The organism is Pirellulales bacterium, from assembly GCA_036267355.1.
Taxonomy (GTDB): Bacteria; Planctomycetota; Planctomycetia; order Pirellulales; family DATAWG01; genus DATAWG01.
The window spans coordinates 1-16,221 of the sequence record DATAWG010000044.1; the positions used below are offsets into that span (position 1 = coordinate 1).

The 16,221-nt window shown below is 61.2% G+C and carries 8 protein-coding genes; 3 read left to right on the forward strand and 5 right to left on the reverse strand.

The annotated features are described in order from the left end of the window. Positions 1-909, forward strand: a 909-nt coding sequence (locus tag VHX65_07685) for a transglutaminase-like domain-containing protein (protein HEX3998413.1), incomplete at its 5' end; no start/stop codon positions are given. A 320-nt stretch (positions 910-1,229) separates the two neighbouring features. Here VHX65_07685 and VHX65_07690 read toward each other — a convergent pair. Next, positions 1,230-4,934: a BamA/TamA family outer membrane protein gene (locus tag VHX65_07690; GenBank protein ID HEX3998414.1), complete on the reverse strand. Its 3,705-nt coding sequence runs from the start codon at positions 4,932-4,934 to the stop codon at positions 1,230-1,232. A gap of 507 nt (positions 4,935-5,441) precedes the next feature. Here VHX65_07690 and VHX65_07695 point away from each other — a divergent pair. Beyond that, entirely contained in the window at positions 5,442-7,538 is a 2,097-nt protein-coding gene (locus VHX65_07695) for a helicase C-terminal domain-containing protein (protein HEX3998415.1), read from the forward strand. A gap of 35 nt (positions 7,539-7,573) precedes the next feature. On the opposite strand, the gene VHX65_07700 is transcribed toward VHX65_07695, so the two are convergent. From VHX65_07700 to VHX65_07710, 3 genes are all read right to left on the reverse strand, one after another. Further along, positions 7,574-8,236 carry a hypothetical protein gene (locus VHX65_07700; protein HEX3998416.1) on the reverse strand — a complete coding sequence of 221 codons (663 nt, stop codon included), beginning with the start codon at positions 8,234-8,236 and terminating at the stop codon, positions 7,574-7,576. Positions 8,237-8,618: 382 nt separating this feature from the next. Beyond that, positions 8,619-12,989, reverse strand: coding sequence for a hypothetical protein (locus tag VHX65_07705; protein ID HEX3998417.1), 4,371 nt, complete (start codon positions 12,987-12,989; stop codon positions 8,619-8,621). 362 nt (positions 12,990-13,351) lie between these two features. Beyond that, positions 13,352-13,654 carry a hypothetical protein gene (locus VHX65_07710; protein ID HEX3998418.1) on the reverse strand — a complete coding sequence of 101 codons (303 nt, stop codon included), beginning with the start codon at positions 13,652-13,654 and terminating at the stop codon, positions 13,352-13,354. A 366-nt stretch (positions 13,655-14,020) separates the two neighbouring features. Here VHX65_07710 and VHX65_07715 point away from each other — a divergent pair, with 366 nt between their 5' ends. Continuing rightward, positions 14,021-15,262, forward strand: coding sequence for an amidohydrolase family protein (locus tag VHX65_07715; protein HEX3998419.1), 1,242 nt, complete (start codon positions 14,021-14,023; stop codon positions 15,260-15,262). Positions 15,263-15,323: 61 nt separating this feature from the next. Here the strand turns inward: VHX65_07715 and VHX65_07720 are convergent, their stop codons facing one another. Next, positions 15,324-15,956, reverse strand: a complete 633-nt coding sequence (locus tag VHX65_07720; protein ID HEX3998420.1) for a response regulator transcription factor — start codon at positions 15,954-15,956, stop codon at positions 15,324-15,326. Positions 15,957-16,221: the final 265 nt, after the last annotated feature.

Genomic DNA, 16,221 nt, shown 5'->3' on the forward strand with positions numbered 1-16,221 from the left:
GCAAAATCCGACGCGGCAAAATCCGACGCGGCAGCGCCCACCGGACCGCTGCTCGGAAAAACCGTTGTCGAGCATGTCAAGATCGGCGTCGTAATCACGGCCGACACCGGTCCGTGCCGTGGGATTGTCGCCACCGCTCCAGTGCCCATGAATTGGCCTGAGCAGCAGGTGAAGGTTGAAAAGGAGGAATCGACGCCGAATGTGCAGAAAATTCAATATCGGGTGCTCGCTGGCACGGTGCGGCAGATGATCGTGTTGGTGCCGAAGTTGAAATCCGGCGAAGAGGCCAAGGCGAGCGTCACCTTCGAAATCACCCGCCGCACGCTGCTGCCGCCGACCGACACGTCGGCCTATAAGTTGCTCCCGCATCCGGAAAAGAAATCCGAGTTGGCCCACTATCTATTGCCCAGCCCATTTATCGAAAGCCGCAACGAAAAAATTGTCGCGCTGGCGAAGGAAGTTACCGCGGGCAAGGCAGATTGGGCGAAGGTCGAAGCCATCTACGACGCCGGCCAGAAACGGCTGACCTACCGCGAAGGAGGCCCCATCAAAGGTGCTCTCGAAGCCTTGGACGAAGGCACCGGCCACTGCGAAGAGTTCTCATCGCTGTTCATTGCCATGTGCCGCGCCGTCGACATCCCGGCCCGAACTGTGTGGGTGCCCGGCCACTGCTATAGCGAGTTCTATATGGTCGACGCCGAGGGGCATGGATATTGGTTTCCTTGTCAATCGGCCGGCGATCGCAGCTTTGGCGGCATTCCCGAAACGCGGTATATCTTGCAAAAGGGAGACAACTTCTGCGATCCCGACCGTCCGGGGCGGCAACTCCGCTATGTCGCCGAATTCATGAAAGGCGTCGGCGGCGGCCAACCGAAATGCCAGTTTCTCCGCGAGAATGTGAAGGAGTAGAGATCGTCGGGAGAGAGACGCCAACGGTAGATTCAATTCGGATGCCCGCTGTTCTCGGTGTACAACGTGCCACTAACATACGAATTCTTTGTAGGGAGCGACGAAAGCGTCCTTGTTGGTGCAGGCAGACTCCGTGTGCCGTCGACGCACCGCGGAGCATTGCGCACGGAGCGGCGCGGACGGCACCCGGATTGTGCCTGCTACTTTGGTTGCGGCTCCGCCGCGCTGTGACTCTGTGGTTCGCCCTTCGTGGGCCTGCCTTCCAAATCAACGGCGAGAAGTGCCAAGCGACAAAACCTCATCTGCGTGAGACAGCTACACTAGCGGGTCACGCCGAGGGAGAAGCTGAAGATCTGGCCCTGGTCACCAGGGAGCATGTGCAACGGGAAGGCGAGATCGAGCGCGATCGGGGCGGCGCCCAACGCCGGAATCTGCAGCCGCAAGCCGACACCGGGTGCCACGCGGATATCTTTGGCATCGAAATGGTCGGCGCTCGATTCAACCGTGCCGAAGTCGACGAATGCCACGCCACGCACCACGTCATCGGCCGTGATCGGCATGTTGTACTCGACCGTGTTGAGCCACTCGAAATCGCCACCGACCGCGACGCCTTCATCCAACGGCGACACGCCGCGGAAGGCGAAGCCGCGGAGGGTTGAGAAACCGCCCGCATAAAATGTGTCGAATACCGGCGTTTCGTGCCCGGCGAATCCAACAGTGCTGCCGAAGCCGAGCACTTGCTTTCCCGAGCCGTCGGGCCGTTCGCCGAGCGTGAAGTATTGGCGCAAATCGATCTTCTGAATCGCGTAGTCGAAGCGGCCGAAATAGTATTGCAAATTATATCGAATCAAGTGTCCCGAGCCTGGCAGGAAGGGGCTGTCGCGGGTGTCGTGCTGGAAGCCGACACTGGGGCCATTCTCAAAGCTCCAACCCTCCGCGTTGACCACCTCCGGCGGCGTCGGCAACGTTTCGCCCGAAATCTTTACACGCTCGATCGTGTAGCCCAGGTTGCCGAGCAAGTCGGGAGTGAAATAGTAGCCGAGCGACGTGCTGTAGCTCACGCGCGTGTCAGTCCAGTTGTCGTAATAGCGCTCGAAGTAAGCGATGCTATTGGAGTAGCTGATCGGAGTGTCGAACAGATAGGGGTTGCGCAAGCTGATGACGTAGTTTTGCACTTCGACGCCCGGCGCCAATTCGATGCGCAACTGATCGCCGCCGCCGCGGAACGCCGTTCCATTGCGGAAATCTTCCCAACCCGACGGATAACGGAACGGATCGAAATTCTGCTCGTCGATAACGATGCTGCCGACCAAGCCCGCGTCGGAGTTCACGCCGACGCCAATTGAAAGTTTGCCGGTTTGCGTTTCGACGGCTTGCGGATCGATTTCCAGAAGCGGAAGGCCGGTGGTGGGATCGGTGGTATATCGCGTAGGGCTGGCGCCGGGCGCCGGAGCGGCGCCGGGAATTTGATAATAATTCACCGTTCCGCCGCTCATCGAAGTTCCGGGCAATGGAACGGGGGTGGGAGGATATTGCGGATACGCGCCTGGGCCGGCGTAGTTCGCGGGCGGCTGTTGGTTGTAAATGAGCGGCGCTTGTGGGACCGGCTGCTGGGCGTAAGCCGGCTGCGCTGCGTAACCGGGGGGCGGAGCATAGCCCGCGGACGGGGCGTAGCCGGGGCCTATCGGGTAAGCGCCGCTGCCAGGATTATAGGGGGCCTGCGCTTGGGCGGCTGACGCTGCTCCATAGCCCTGGGGAGCGGAATTGTAGGTCCCGGGATTTGCGGAATCCGGGCCCGTCGCGCCAGGGTTGTAGCCCCCGTAGGCAGGCGATTGGCCGCGGATAATCGGTCCCTGGGATTCGTCGTCGGCTTCGGATTCTTCGCCCCCACCAACGCCGATCGTCGTCGCTTCCTGGCCACAAATGACCAGTCCTTCCGGAGCACCGTTGGAATTGGTTCGCTGCTGTGGAAGCAAACGCGGCACGGAGAACGAAGACTGACCGGTGTGTTCCGGAGCCGGCTCGTCGGGGCACGGATCGATCCACTCGACGCCGTGGACCGGCGTCGCGGGTTGTTGTGCTTGCCGCGGTTGTGCTTGCTGGGGTTGGTACTGCTGGGGTTGTGCTTGTCGCGGTTGCGCCGGCGCTTTTTGCGACGGCGGCTGAGCCGGCTCGAATTCGAAATTCACGTCGAGCGTCTGGATCGGCGCCGGATCGCTATCGGGAGCTTGGCCGCGATAGTTCGATCCCGCAGATCCGGTCGAACCGGATCCCGACGAACCGCTCGAAGAATCCGAACCGGAGCCATTTGGGCTGCCGAACGACGGACCAAACGGCTGCGACGAACTGCCCGGCCCCGAACTATCCGACGAACTCGATCCGCCCATCCAGCCCGGACGGCGGTTCGGGCGCTCGGCCAATTGCTTGTTGGGATCGTCCATGCCGGGCGGCGGGCTGAACACGATCTTCGGCGCCTTGTTCGGATCGCTGGCGTAAAGCCCGCTCCCCTTCAACCGGCGTTCGTCTTTGCGCAACAGCGTGGTGTCGATGATGTCGCCGGGATGGAGCGAGAGGCGATCGAGGATCGTGACGTAGCTTGTGTGTGGCGATTCGCCGGTGATCGAGATATTGATCTTTCCGACGCGATATCGGGATCCTTCCTTGACATTAAAGACCAGATCCAACTGGTTCGATTCTTCGAGCAGGCGCGGATCGGCCTGAATATCGGCGAACACGAAGCCGAAGCTCCCATAAAAATCGCGGATCTTCCCCAGGTCTTTGTTCATCGCCCCTTGGTTGAAGAAGTCGTTGCCATGTAGCTTCATGTCCTTGCTGAGCCGGGCCGTGTCGAATGTCCTGTTGCCCAGGAATGAGATATTGCGCACCTTGTAGCGCGGGCCTTCGTTGATGACGAAGGTCAGATACATCCAGTTCTCGTCTTCATCGAAGCTCCACTCGCGGCCGATCTTCGCCTGAAAATAGCCGAACGAGCGGTAATACGACGTGAGTTTTTCGATATCTTCGTCGATTTTTTTGCGGTCGGCGTAGCCCTTGAAGCCGCCCCAGAAATACTTGGTATAGACATAGGGCGGGCCGGAATCAATCTGCGTGGCCAGGCGGGCGCCGGTTTCGAACGTGTTGCCGACGAAATTGACCAACCAGATCTTTTGCTTCCGCCCTTCGTCGATCAAAAACACCACGCCTTGATCGCCGGCGTTCAGCCCCTCGGCCACGAACACGCGCACCCGGTCGTAGCCATGATCGTGGTAGTACGATTCGAGCTTGTCGCGGGCTTCTTTGATGGCGTAGGGATCGAGGCCGTCTTTGACCTTCAGATCGGTCTTATCCAAGAGCGAGCTGCGCAGTGCGTGTTCACAACCGATGATTTTGATGTAGTGGATCACCGGCCGCTCGACGACCTGGAAGATGACCACCACGCCGTTGTTGGCGGGCTGGACGCGCGGCGAAACATCGACGAATTTGCGGGTTTTTAGAATCGCCTTGACGTCGTCTTCAACGGCCTGCGGATCGTACGGTTCGCCGGAGCGGGTTTTAAGCTTGGGAATTTTTTTCTCTTGGCTGCCGTGTACCCCTTCGATCACGACTTGCAGAACGACCGTTTGCCCCGGCGCGGCTGAGCCGTCCGCAATCGACGATGGCGCGCGGATGGTTTCTGGCTGCGTCGGAACCGCCGTATAGGCAGGCATGACGCCCGATGGCGGAGGATAGCCGGGCGCAGCGTAGCTCGGGGCCACGTAGCTTGGCGCTCCATAGCCGGGCGGACCATAGCCAGATGGGCCGTAGCCCGGCGGGGCGCCGGCGGTTGCCGGATAAGGCGAGGCACCGGAAGCCGGCCCGGCCTGCTGCGCGGGGGCGTAGGGCGTGGGGCCATACGGTGCGGCGCCCGTCGGGGCCTGACCGCGAACCGTTTCCTGCGACGCGCAACCGGCGGTCACCCAACACGCCATCATGCCAGCCCACAACGTTCGGCGGCCGAGCGAAATGTTCCGGCGAGAACAAGCCATCGGGTCTAATTCCGAGCAGAAAATTGCCGCAAAGGAACGGTAAAATCGGACCGAGAGAATTCGCATCGCAACAGCCGTGAGCGCTAGCCCGGCCGTCGCTGGCTCTTCTCGACACTTGCCCTGTGAATCAACGAGATGAGGAAGAAAGATAAGCACCCGGATTGGTCGCGTAGAAATACTGGAACCGCCGCAAGGCGACAAGGGGAAGTTGATTAAAATATGGCGGCTTTCCTCTGCCGGTCTGAGAAATAGGGCAAATTGGGGGTGAAACGAAGCGATCCGTCGCCGCTCCGATGTGGGCGCCACTCCGTGTGCCGCCGCTCCGCCGCTGTTTTTTTGGGCCCCTGCCACACCGAACGCGGGCAGAACACCCCCTCGCGAGCGCTTTGGGCTGCCAATTTCGATGCCGTTGCGGCTTGGCGGAGCAGGCTCCCCCTTCCGCTTGGCTCGACATCGAGATAGGTTGAATCGCGGTTGCACATTATCTTTCCCCCAGAACCGTTTGAAATGCTATCTCCGGCCGACATCCTGGGCGCCGACGGTCGCATTGCCGCGCGATTACACGAGCGTTATGAAGAACGCCCCGAACAGATGCAAATGGCCGAGGCCGTGGCCCAGGCGATCCGTCAGCGGCAGCATTTGGTCGTCGAGGCGGGAACCGGTGTCGGAAAGAGCTTTGCCTATCTCGTCCCCGCCATTCTCGCGGCGGTCGGAGAAGCCGCCAGCCAACCGATCGGCCGCGACGCTCGCAAGACATCCGATTCGGCAGAAACCAACGGCGGTGAGGCAAGACCCGCTTGGCCCCGCGTTGTGGTGTCGACGCACACGATCAATCTCCAAGAGCAGTTGATTCAAAAGGATCTGCCGCTGTTGCAGAGCGTCATCCCGCAGGAATTTAGCGCGGTGCTGGTCAAAGGGCGCGGCAATTACCTGAGCCTGCGGCGAATGCAAAACGCGCTGGCTCGCTCCGCTAGCTTGTTTCACGAGCCCGAGGAATTCGACCAGTTGCGCGAACTGGCCACGTGGTCGAAGGCGACGGGCGATGGCAGCCTCGCCGATTTGAAATTCCGCCCGGGCGGCACCGTGTGGGACGAGGTAGCCAGCGACCATGGCAATTGCATGGGCCGAACGTGCCCGTCGTTCAAGGATTGCTTTTATTATCGCGCGCGTCGCCGGGCCGCGAATGCACAGGTGCTGGTAGTGAACCACGCGCTGTTTTTCAGCGATCTGGCTTTGCGCCGCCAAGGGGCCAGTATCCTGCCGGACTACGATATCGTCATTCTCGACGAAGCCCATACCGCCGAGGCCGTCGCCAGCGATCACATGGGCTTGAGCCTTTCGAGCAGCCAAATCGATTTTCAATTGAATCGGCTGTACAACGACCGTTACAACCGCGGCCTACTGGTGTTTCACAAGCTCACCGATGCGCAGCGGGCCGTGTTGCGTTGCCACGAATTGGCCGACGATTTTTTCACCTCGGTCGAAGAATGGATCGCCGTGCATGCGGGCTCGAATGGCCGCGTGGCGCAGGCCGAGATCGTGCCGAATCCGCTTAGCCCGGCGCTCGCGCATTTGGCGCGAATGGTCAAGAAGGCGGGCTCGGCCCTAAACGACGAAAAGCAACAGCACGATTTCACCTCGGCCCACGATCGGCTCATGGCCTTGGCCGGCGAAATCGAAGCGTGGCGGAAGCAAGAAATGCCGGGCTTTGTCTACTGGGCCGAGCGCAGCGCATCGCGCCGCGGGCGGCAGCGCATCGAATTGGCCGCGGCGCCGATCGACGTCGGCCCGATTCTGCGCGAGTGGCTATTCGACAAAACGCCGACGGTGGTGCTCACCAGCGCCACGCTTTCGATCGGCCGCAGCGCTTCCTTCGATTTCTTCAAATCGCGCATCGGACTGACGCAATCCGATTCGGAAAAATTGGGCAGCCCGTTTGATTATGCCCGGCAGGTCGAGTTGATTCTGCTCGAGGGCATGCCGGATCCTTCGGAGCGCGACCGTTACGAACGGATGTCGATCGAGATGGTTCGCCGCTACGTTGCCAGAACCGATGGCCATGCGTTCGTGCTGCTTACCAGCTACGACATGATGCGCCGTGTGGCGCAAGGGATTTCTCCATGGCTGGCGGAGCGAAACTTGGCGATGTATTGCCAGGCCGACGGCATGCCGCGCAGCCTGATGATCGAGCGGTTCAAGGAAAACCCGCGCGGCGTGCTCTTGGGAACCGACAGTTTTTGGCAAGGAGTGGATATCCCGGGCGATGCGCTGCGAAACGTGATCATCACCAAGCTGCCGTTCAGCGTGCCCGACAAACCGCTTTTGGAAGCCCGGCTAGAGGCGATCCGAGCGGCGGGGGGGAATCCGTTCTCCGACTACCAATTGCCCGAGGCGGTGCTGAAGCTCAAGCAAGGCTTCGGCCGCCTGGTGCGCACCAAGACCGACACGGGCCTGGTGGTGATCCTCGACCCGCGCGTGCGCACGAAGCCCTATGGCCGAGTGTTCCTCGATTCACTACCGGATTGCCGCCGGACAGTGGAGACGGTGGAGGAAGGGGCCCGAGGCCCGCGGCCCGGGGCCGGAGAGACGCGACGACGATCTTGAATGGTTGAGCTGGGGATCCACTGCTCCGCCGCTGCCTACTTCCGACGGCCCTGAGCCGGGATGGCGTCGCCCAGCGTCCCGTCGGCGAAATTTGTCAGATTATCCTTATCGCTTGCTTGATAGCCGGTGCCCGACGGGAACGAGCCTTTTCCGCCGCCGAAATCGCCGTCATGGCCCGCGCTGATGATCTGAAACGACTTCGGATTCATGAATTCACCGATGTCCTTGTTATCAGATCGGTAGGGCCGTGCAATTCCTTTTCCGCCTTGTTTGAAATCCGCGTTGAACGGTGTCTGCGTCGCGTAGTTCTCGTGAGAAAAGAAGACATAGGGTGCATCGCCGCCCCCTTCCGAAACATACACGGGACACTGCTTCTTGCCGGCTGGATATTTCAACCGAGCCTTTTCGAAATTGAACATCGGAATCCGGGCGGTTGGATCGTCGAGCAGCTTGCTGACGGGGTGTTCTGGATCGGGGCTAAGTCCCTGAAGCCAAAAGCAGAGCGCCTGGGCTGGGCTCTTCACGCCTAGCTTCTTGACCGCAGCAGCCTCGGCCATTGCGTCGCAATGCGGAAAGGCGTGCGCAATGTGCCTGACCAAAGCTTGGTACTGCGGACTCTGCGTGTCGTCGAGCTTGTTGAAATCCGACGGCGGGTAGCCGCCATACCGTTCCTTGTATGCCTTAAACGCGGAATCCATCTGCGAGATTTCACTGAGGACGGCGCTCTCCGCCGCTTTCTTTCTCGCGCCCAGAAACCGCTCGAGAAGCGACGGCGACGCAGCCTGCGCGGGTTCGGCCGAGTTGTTTCGAACAGGCGGAGGCTCGGCGACACACAGTGCGGCGGCGCCCGCCAAACCGAGTAACGCAACGATTTCGATGCCCAAACGAACACGCATCCGAAGAACGAATGTGCGATCCATATCTGCCGCTCACGGGAAGCCGTGCAAAATTTAGATGCCACCTCCCATCAATTGTGCAGTCTGCTGCTACCAAATTGAAGGGGGCAGCAGCTCACGGCGGCGTGATGCACCGGACCGAGAGCCACAATCCTTCCGAGACCCACAATCCTTCGCGCCACTCTCACGCCACGGCGGCGCGCGCGATCCGCAATTCTTCGAGCATTTTCAGGCGGTAGGCGGCCATGCCGGAATGCGAAAAGCCTTGCTTGGTTTGCGGCGCGAAGGCTTCGAGCTTTTTTTGCAACTCGTCGGCCGCCTTGACGAAATTGGCTTTCGCTTTCTCCTTGATCCGCGCATCGGCAGCCGCAGCGTTGACGACGATCGTTCGGGCGTTGGCAAAATCGGCGAAGGCCGCGGGGAGCCCGGTGCGGCGGTCGACCATGCCGTCGGCGATTGCTTCGTCGCGCATCTTTTCCCAGCCGGCCTTGGTCAGTGAGAAATCGCTTGCCCGCCATTCTTGCTTTGGCGGCGCTGCCGCAGCCGCCACATTCTTGGCCTGCAATAGCCGTTCATAACCGGCCAACTCGGTTTTGACCTTGGCCAGAATGGCCGTTCGGTAGGCGAGCATGCCGACGTGCGGCAGTTTCTTCACCTTATGGATCGGCGTGAATTTCGTGAACACGTCGTTCACCCCGCGCAGCGCCGCCAGCACCATCTGCACGGCCATCGGGCTCGCTTGCTGGTTGACGTAGTTGGCCATGGCTTTGTCGTACAACTCGAGCGCCTTGCCGATGCCGGTGGAGGAATCTTGCAAACCGGCGGCAATGGCTTGTTTTTTCACTTCTTTCCACGGGACCGCGCCGAGATTGAAATCTTTGGCCCGCCATTTCTCGTCGTCGTCGAAAGCGATTGGCTTATTCTGCTGCGCGGCCCGTTTCTTCATCGCCTGATATTGCTCATTCGACAACGTGCGCAGCGTCTCGACGAGCCGGCCGTCGAGTGCCGCCGCTTGGCGGGCGTATTCCTCGTCGAACTTGTCGTCGGGAGTGCCGGAGAGGAGCCGGTTCAGTTCGTCGATGCATTGGACATGGATCGTGCTGACAGAGCGGTTGAGCGCATCGATCCCTTCGACATCGAGCTTCAGCGTCTCGAAGGCTTTGCTGGAGAACAATTCGAGGCGCATCTTGCCAAAGGGCGTCGCATGCTCGTTGCCACGCCAGCGGTCGTCGATCTTTTTCTTCCGCGCCGCGGCCTGGTTTTCGATCGCCTCTCGCTGTTCGCGAACCGCTTTCTCGAGCTGCTCCTTGCGCAGTTTGGCGATCTCGGCGGGCGACTTCGGGCCATATTCCGCCAAATCGATCAACGCAGCGCGCTTGGCGATGATTTCTTTCTGCGTCTTCGAGCCCTCGACCCACAACCGTCCGAGATAGTCGACCATGCCTTCATGGACCTGCGACTGCTCGTTGGCCACGGTGCCGATTTTCTTGCTCGCTTCCAGTAGATGGACGAGCGAGGCGAACAAGGTGTCGGCCGCGGCGGCGTTGAGCTGTTGGTTGTAGTATTTCCGGGCCGATTCATAGGCCACCATCGCGGCGCCGAAGCCGGAGCGTGTGTCGAACCAGCCGGCCGCAATTGCTCCTTTTTTTACCTCCTGCCAATTCGCGGCGGTGAGTTCGACCTTGGTCGCCCGCCATCGGGGATCGTATTTTTGCGAAGTGTCGCGGCCGATGAGCTTGTTGTAAGCCTTGTCGAGCGTGCCGGTTTCGGTCGATGTTTTTTGAATAGGTCCGGCCGTGGGATCATCTTCATCGACTTCGGCCTCGGCCAAGGCGCCGCCGGCGGTGGTGAGCATGAACTCGCGCACGATTTCGACGCTCGTGCCGGGCGCGGCAATTTCTTGCTCCGTGAGCCCCTCGCCCTGCAAGTAGCCGAGCGCCCAGGGGTCCTTGTGCACCACGGCCGCATAGGCCAAGGCGAAACGGGCGTATTTGCTCGAATTCTTGAAGATCAGCGTTTGCGCTTTGCGGTTGGGCGGCGGGCCGGCGGCAGCCTTCATTGCCGCGACGCAATTCGACGCGTCGGCCTTGTTGACCGCATAAAAGGCGGCGATATTCAACAATTGCAAGCCCTTGCCGGCAACCTTCGTGATCGCGCCGGGAATTGCTCCGACGCCGGTCGTCTCGGCCGCGGCGCCGGCCATCTGCACCAGTTTGGCAAACGCGGCGACCGTCGCCTTCGAGGCACGAATCTTTTCCTTCGTCGCCATTCGCGCCAGCGGCAGAGAGGCCATGCTCTCGGGATCGAGCTTCGCATGCCCTTCCATCTGCTGAATGCGGCTAAGATTCTCGAAATACTGCACCGCCTTGATCACTTCCTGCAGCATGTCTTTACCGGCCGACACGGCCGACATTGCCGGCAGCACCGTATCCCAATTGAGGCCCAAATCGATCAATCGATTCGTGACGTCGAGAATCGCCCGGTTCCGCTGGAATTCCAGGAGTTTTTTTTGCACCGGTTTCATTTCGTCGTCGACCTCCGAAGCCTGAACGCCCCTGGCGATCGCTTCAGCACTACTGGCAACCGCACCGACGCCTCGGCCCGCGACGCCAATGAACTTCGCGACATTCGAGAGGCTTTCGGTAATCCCGGCGAGCGTCGCCGGATCGGCGGAAATCTTGGCCGGCAATCGCGCGGCGACGATTTGCGTGCCCGTTTGCAGCAATTGTTGGGTCGTTGCGTCGGAATTGATCTGCTCGGCGTCGGGAACACTTTCCAAGAAGCCGAGTTCCTTTGCGCCGCCGAGGGCGGTGCGGCCGGTCTGTTTGATCCGGTCGCCCAGTTTTTCGCTTTGCGATTTCTGTTCGTCGAGCGCGGCCTGCAATTCGGCCGCTTGAAATTTGGCCCGTTGCTCCTCTTCGAAGTTCACGCGCGCCCGTTTGTACATGAGCACTTCGCGGACGACATTGTCGGGCCAGAAATTTCGGGGGATATTCGCAAACGCCACCTCGCCGGCCTGTTCGGGAGTCGAGCCGGCGGCAAGCAGCGCGTCGCGCCGCTTGAGCGCGAGGCCGGTTTGCCGTTCCATGTCTTTGAGTTGGCCGGATTTGGCTTTTTCCCCCAGTTGGCCGGTCGCGGCGCCAATGTAGAAGTTTTGGGCATCCGCATCGGAATCGAAGCCCCACTCCGCGTCGCTAATTTGCGATGTGAAATCGAAGGCCTTTTTGTCGCCCGCGGCAGCTTCGGCCGTCGAGGCTTTCACCCGAGCGACTTCGGCATCGAGCTTTTGTTTCGCCGTTTTCGCGAGTCCGGTCGCCTGATCGAGCAATTGGCCGGCCTTCACATAGTTCAACTGGCTCGCTTCCGACGTTGCATTTTCGTAAAGGGCAACGATGTCGCGCCCGGGTGCGGCGGCTTCGCGGAGCCGCCTGGCCGCGGCTTCGAGCGCCGCGATTCGCGGGGCGTCGTTCGCCTGTCGCGCGGCGACGAGGCGCGGAGCCATTTCCTCATTTGCGGCGTCGAGACCCGCTCGTTCGACTTGATTGAGGCGCCGGGCCATTTCGAGCGACGGCGTGAACTTATGCTCTTTCACGGCCCATTGCCGCGCGCCGAGTTGCAGCGCGGCCTGACAATCCTTTTCCACTTTGTTCAACTCGGCGATCGCTTCATCGTATTGCTTGGCCACGGCAAGCCGATCGATCGCGGCCATCGACTTTTGCAACTCGGGCTGAATACCGACCGCCATGTCGTAACTGACGCACACTTCGCTGCGGCGACCTTCGTATTTGTCGCTCGGTTCGACAGGCAATTCCGCGGCCGCGGCAGAGATCGCTTCCCGCAGTCGTTGTTCGAGAGCATTGACGGCTTTGAAGGCCGCCCACATCTTGCCGGCAGCGAGGTTGTCGGACACCGCAGCGCGAAGCTGTTTGATGTCGTCGGCCGGTTTTTCTTTCACGATTCCGAGGGCTTGCTCGATCTCGGGCAGAAGCCGGTTCAATTTCGCTTCGACATCGCGTCGCAAATCCGCGCGCGGCGGCGCAGCGGATGCAGCTTCGGCCGGTTGCACGCCGTTTGGCGCGGCTTGCGCTTGCGCGGCCGGCGCTTGCGCGGCCGGCGCTTGCGCAAGCGGCGGAGCACCATCGGCTTGTGGGGCGACAACGGCGGAAGCGGGCGAACCGGGCTGCGGAACGGCGTCTTGCGGAACGGGAGCAGGCGCCGGCACATCGGGCTCGGTTCGGCAGATGAACGTCATCAACAAGCCGGCGTCGCGCTGGGCAACTACCTTCATCATCTTCGTGAGATTCGCCGGCGCCTGCTCGGAAAGCGTGCAGACCAACTTGCCCGATTCGTCGGCCTGCATCATGCCGACAAAAGTTTGCCCGCCGCCGCATTTTTTCTTGGCGGCCGAGAGTTCGCCGGGGGCCACCTTGCTTTTCGAGACGATCAGCGCTCCGTCGCTGCCGCTCTTCATCACGGCCGCAAAAAACATCCGGCTTGTCTTGGCGCGCTTCAATGCAGTGGACAGTTCGACATTGATCTGTTTCGACTCAGGCATGGGAACGGTTCCAATAGGAGGGTAGCAGCCGGGCGACACGATCGCGGTCTAAAGATCGACCGCGGGCCGGTGCTTCGTCAGTCACGGTTTTGGCATGTAGGACGACGTGCGAGTGGCGAGCGGCAAGGCGCTAGCCGCCGGTTGAAGGCGGCGCGACGGCCCAAACACCGGCGGCTAGCGCCTTGCCGCTCACGAGCTGTGGAATCCGTCAAGTTGCGTGGACGGGCCCTTCGTTCATTCTCGCCCACAAGGCTACTTCGCGCAGGGCTTGGAGGCGCTGCAATTTTGCCCGGCTCTCGTGCCGCACGGCCGAGATGATCGATCGAGCGTCCCGCCTTGAGCCGGGCACGTCTGGCTATCGGCTAACGCCAAATCCAGCGGTGGTCGTAATAGTCCCAATGGAATACGGCGTGCGGCGTCGAGCAGGCGCCGAACCAACCGTAGGCGTAGGGTCGCGCGGCCACGGTTTGGCCGTAGGCGTGGTTGGTCGGAGCGAGAAATAAATATTGCGGATTCGGGGCCAAGGGCGGCTGCATCGCGGCGGGCGGCCCGCTGTATTGCGGCTGCGGGCCGTACGCCGGTTGTTGCGCGGCGGCAATTCCGACGGCTGCCCACAAAGCAAGGACGACAGGTCCGATCACAATCGCTTGGCGAAAAGCTAGCATCATTGGTTCCCCCCGGATCAATTGATACAACCGCTACATTCTTCCTTGTTTCTCTTCGACACGCTGGCCGACGCTGGGCCACAAAAAACCGGCCGGAAACCGGCGTCGGCAAGCTAGCAGGAGCCTGCTGGTTTGGTTCTTCGTTCGAACTTCTCGAAGAAAACCTCCGGCGCTGGGCCGTCCCTCGCTAACGCTTCGGGCTGGCTTCGCGTTGAAAGCACATACCGGCCCGAAGCGTTAGCGAGGCGGCGAGACCAAACGGCGACGTCACTCGCCATTGCCCGCCAACGCCTTACCCGCGCCGCGATGGGAGGTTACCATGGCCTGTAGAGAACGTGCCGACGCGAATGGCTTTGGGTTCGCGATATGCAGATATTTTCCGCCCGCCGCTACGACACCGCCGAAGCATTCGAATACGAGATCGACGACGGTCGGTTCGTTGCTGCTCGGCCGTTGCGGCCGGCCGATGAGCTCGCAATTCGTTCTCTGCGAGCCGCCCGAAGTGCTCCGTCTCCCGAACCCTCCGGTGCTGCAGCCTCCAACCCCCCGCCATCTGTCTCCAGCCTCCCTTGGATCGCTCCATCGCTGGTCGACCTGCAGGTGAACGGTTGGGCCGGGCGGGAGTTTTCATCGCCGACGATCACGATCGACGACGTGCGATTCGTTGCCGATGTGCAGGCTTCGCAAGGGGTCGGGCGATTTTGTCCGACCGTGACGACGGGGCCTTTCGAGGTGCTTCGCCATGGTGTTGCCACGATCGCCGCCGCGTGCCGCGCCGATCATGCGTTGGCCGGCCGCATCCCGGCAATTCATCTGGAAGGGCCGTACATTTCGCCGATTGACGGCCCGAGAGGCGCCCATCCGCTCGCGCACTGCCGTGCTCCGGATTGGGACGAGTTCGAGCGATTGCAGGAATCGGCCGCGGGGCGGATTCGGCTGATTACGCTTTCGCCCGAATATACCGAAGCGCCGGATTTCATTCGCCGAGCGGTGGGCCAAGGCGTGGTTGTTTCGATCGGACACACGGCCGCGGATACGGGTCAGATTCGGGCCGCCGTGGATGCCGGCGCTCGGCTGAGCACGCATCTTGGCAACGGCGCGCACCGCATGCTCCGGCGGCATCCGAACTATCTCTGGGATCAATTGGCCGACGACCAACTCACGGCGATGTTGATCGTCGATGGGCATCACTTACCGCCGGCGGTCGTGCAAACCTTTGTGCGCGCGAAATCGCCCGAACGGATCCTATTGGTCAGCGACGTTTCGGCCTTGGCCGGTTTGCCGCCCGGGCGCTACCGCAACCAGCTTTGCGATTCGGAGATGCTCGCCGATGGGCGGATCGTGCTGGCGGGGCAGGATCAGTTGCTGGCCGGGGCATCGCGGCCGTTGCTGCCGGGGGTGGCCAACATCATGCGATTCGCCGGCGTCGATTTTCGCGCGGCGATCGATATGGCATCGCGTCGTCCGGCAAAGCTATTGGGCTTGGATGCGTGTGAGTTTCGGGTCGGCGAGAAAGCCGATTTCATCTTGCTTGACGATTCGGCGAAGCTCGTCGGCAAGAGAATCGCGGCTGGCAGCACGTCCACGGCAGATTCGCTGGCGTCGTAGCCCGCCGCTGGGCGCCGGAAGGAAGATTGCCGCAGGCCGCAGTTTCGATAGCGCAATCTGCTCACACCAGTCCGCGTCGCACGGCCCACACAGCCGCCTGTGTCCGATCGGAGACGCCGACTTTCCGCAGCACGTGTTGCACGTGCTCCTTGACGGTCTCATAGCTGATTTTGAGCGCGAGTGCGATTTCCTTGTTCGTCAACCCGAGGGCCAATTGCCGGAGCACTTCGCTTTCGCGCTGGGTCAACGGAATTTCGATATCGCCGGCCAGCCGGGGCGTGGCGAGAGCGCCGGTGACACGGCGGAGCTCTTCGCGTGTCCACGTGTTTTCGCCCGCAGCCGCGGCACGAATCGAGTGCAAGAGTTTGTCCCGGCTCGCCGATTTGAGCACATAGCCGTTTGCGCCCAAGGCGACGGCTCGCGCCACATAGGTCGGATTGTCGAATGCCGACCAGATCAGCACCGGCATCTTCGGGCGATCGAGCTTGATGCGCCCCAAGGCAGCCAGGCCATCTCCCTCGGGCATGCGAATATCCAGCAGCACGACGTCGGGATTGTGCTTGATCGCCAATCGCAACGCGGCCTCGCCGGTCGTCGCTTCGCCGACGATCTTGATGTCGGTGCCGACCAGCATGCTTTTCAGGCCGGCGCGGACCACCTCGTGGTCGTCTGCAACTAGTAACTTCAGAGACATTCAATCACTCCGCGGGTTCGCAAACAGAGACGGGGCAAACTACGAAACCAAGTGGCAAGCATCTCTTTCGACTTCTCGGTGGCGCCCGGGAAATCTTGCCCGCTGCTCGCAAACCTTTCGCGAACATGGCTGGGCATCATCGAACGCACGAGTTACGCTTCAATTTGGATCGATGCAATCGGCAGCCCCGCTTGCCAAGATACTTCCACGATCGTCGCGGAATTTTAACGATCCCGGGGATAGCGCGTAACCCCCCTAATCTTTG

Coding starts and splice junctions, on each gene's coding strand:
- VHX65_07690 (HEX3998414.1), bottom strand. CDS start 4,934: ATGGCTTGTTCTCGCCGGAACATTTCGCTCGGCCGCCGAACGTTGTGG.
- VHX65_07695 (HEX3998415.1), top strand. CDS start 5,442: ATGCTATCTCCGGCCGACATCCTGGGCGCCGACGGTCGCATTGCCGCG.
- VHX65_07700 (HEX3998416.1), bottom strand. CDS start 8,236: ATGGATTCCGCGTTTAAGGCATACAAGGAACGGTATGGCGGCTACCCG.
- VHX65_07710 (HEX3998418.1), bottom strand. CDS start 13,654: ATGCTAGCTTTTCGCCAAGCGATTGTGATCGGACCTGTCGTCCTTGCT.
- VHX65_07720 (HEX3998420.1), bottom strand. CDS start 15,956: ATGTCTCTGAAGTTACTAGTTGCAGACGACCACGAGGTGGTCCGCGCC.
- VHX65_07715 (HEX3998419.1), top strand. CDS start 14,021: ATGCAGATATTTTCCGCCCGCCGCTACGACACCGCCGAAGCATTCGAA.
- VHX65_07705 (HEX3998417.1), bottom strand. CDS start 12,989: ATGCCTGAGTCGAAACAGATCAATGTCGAACTGTCCACTGCATTGAAG.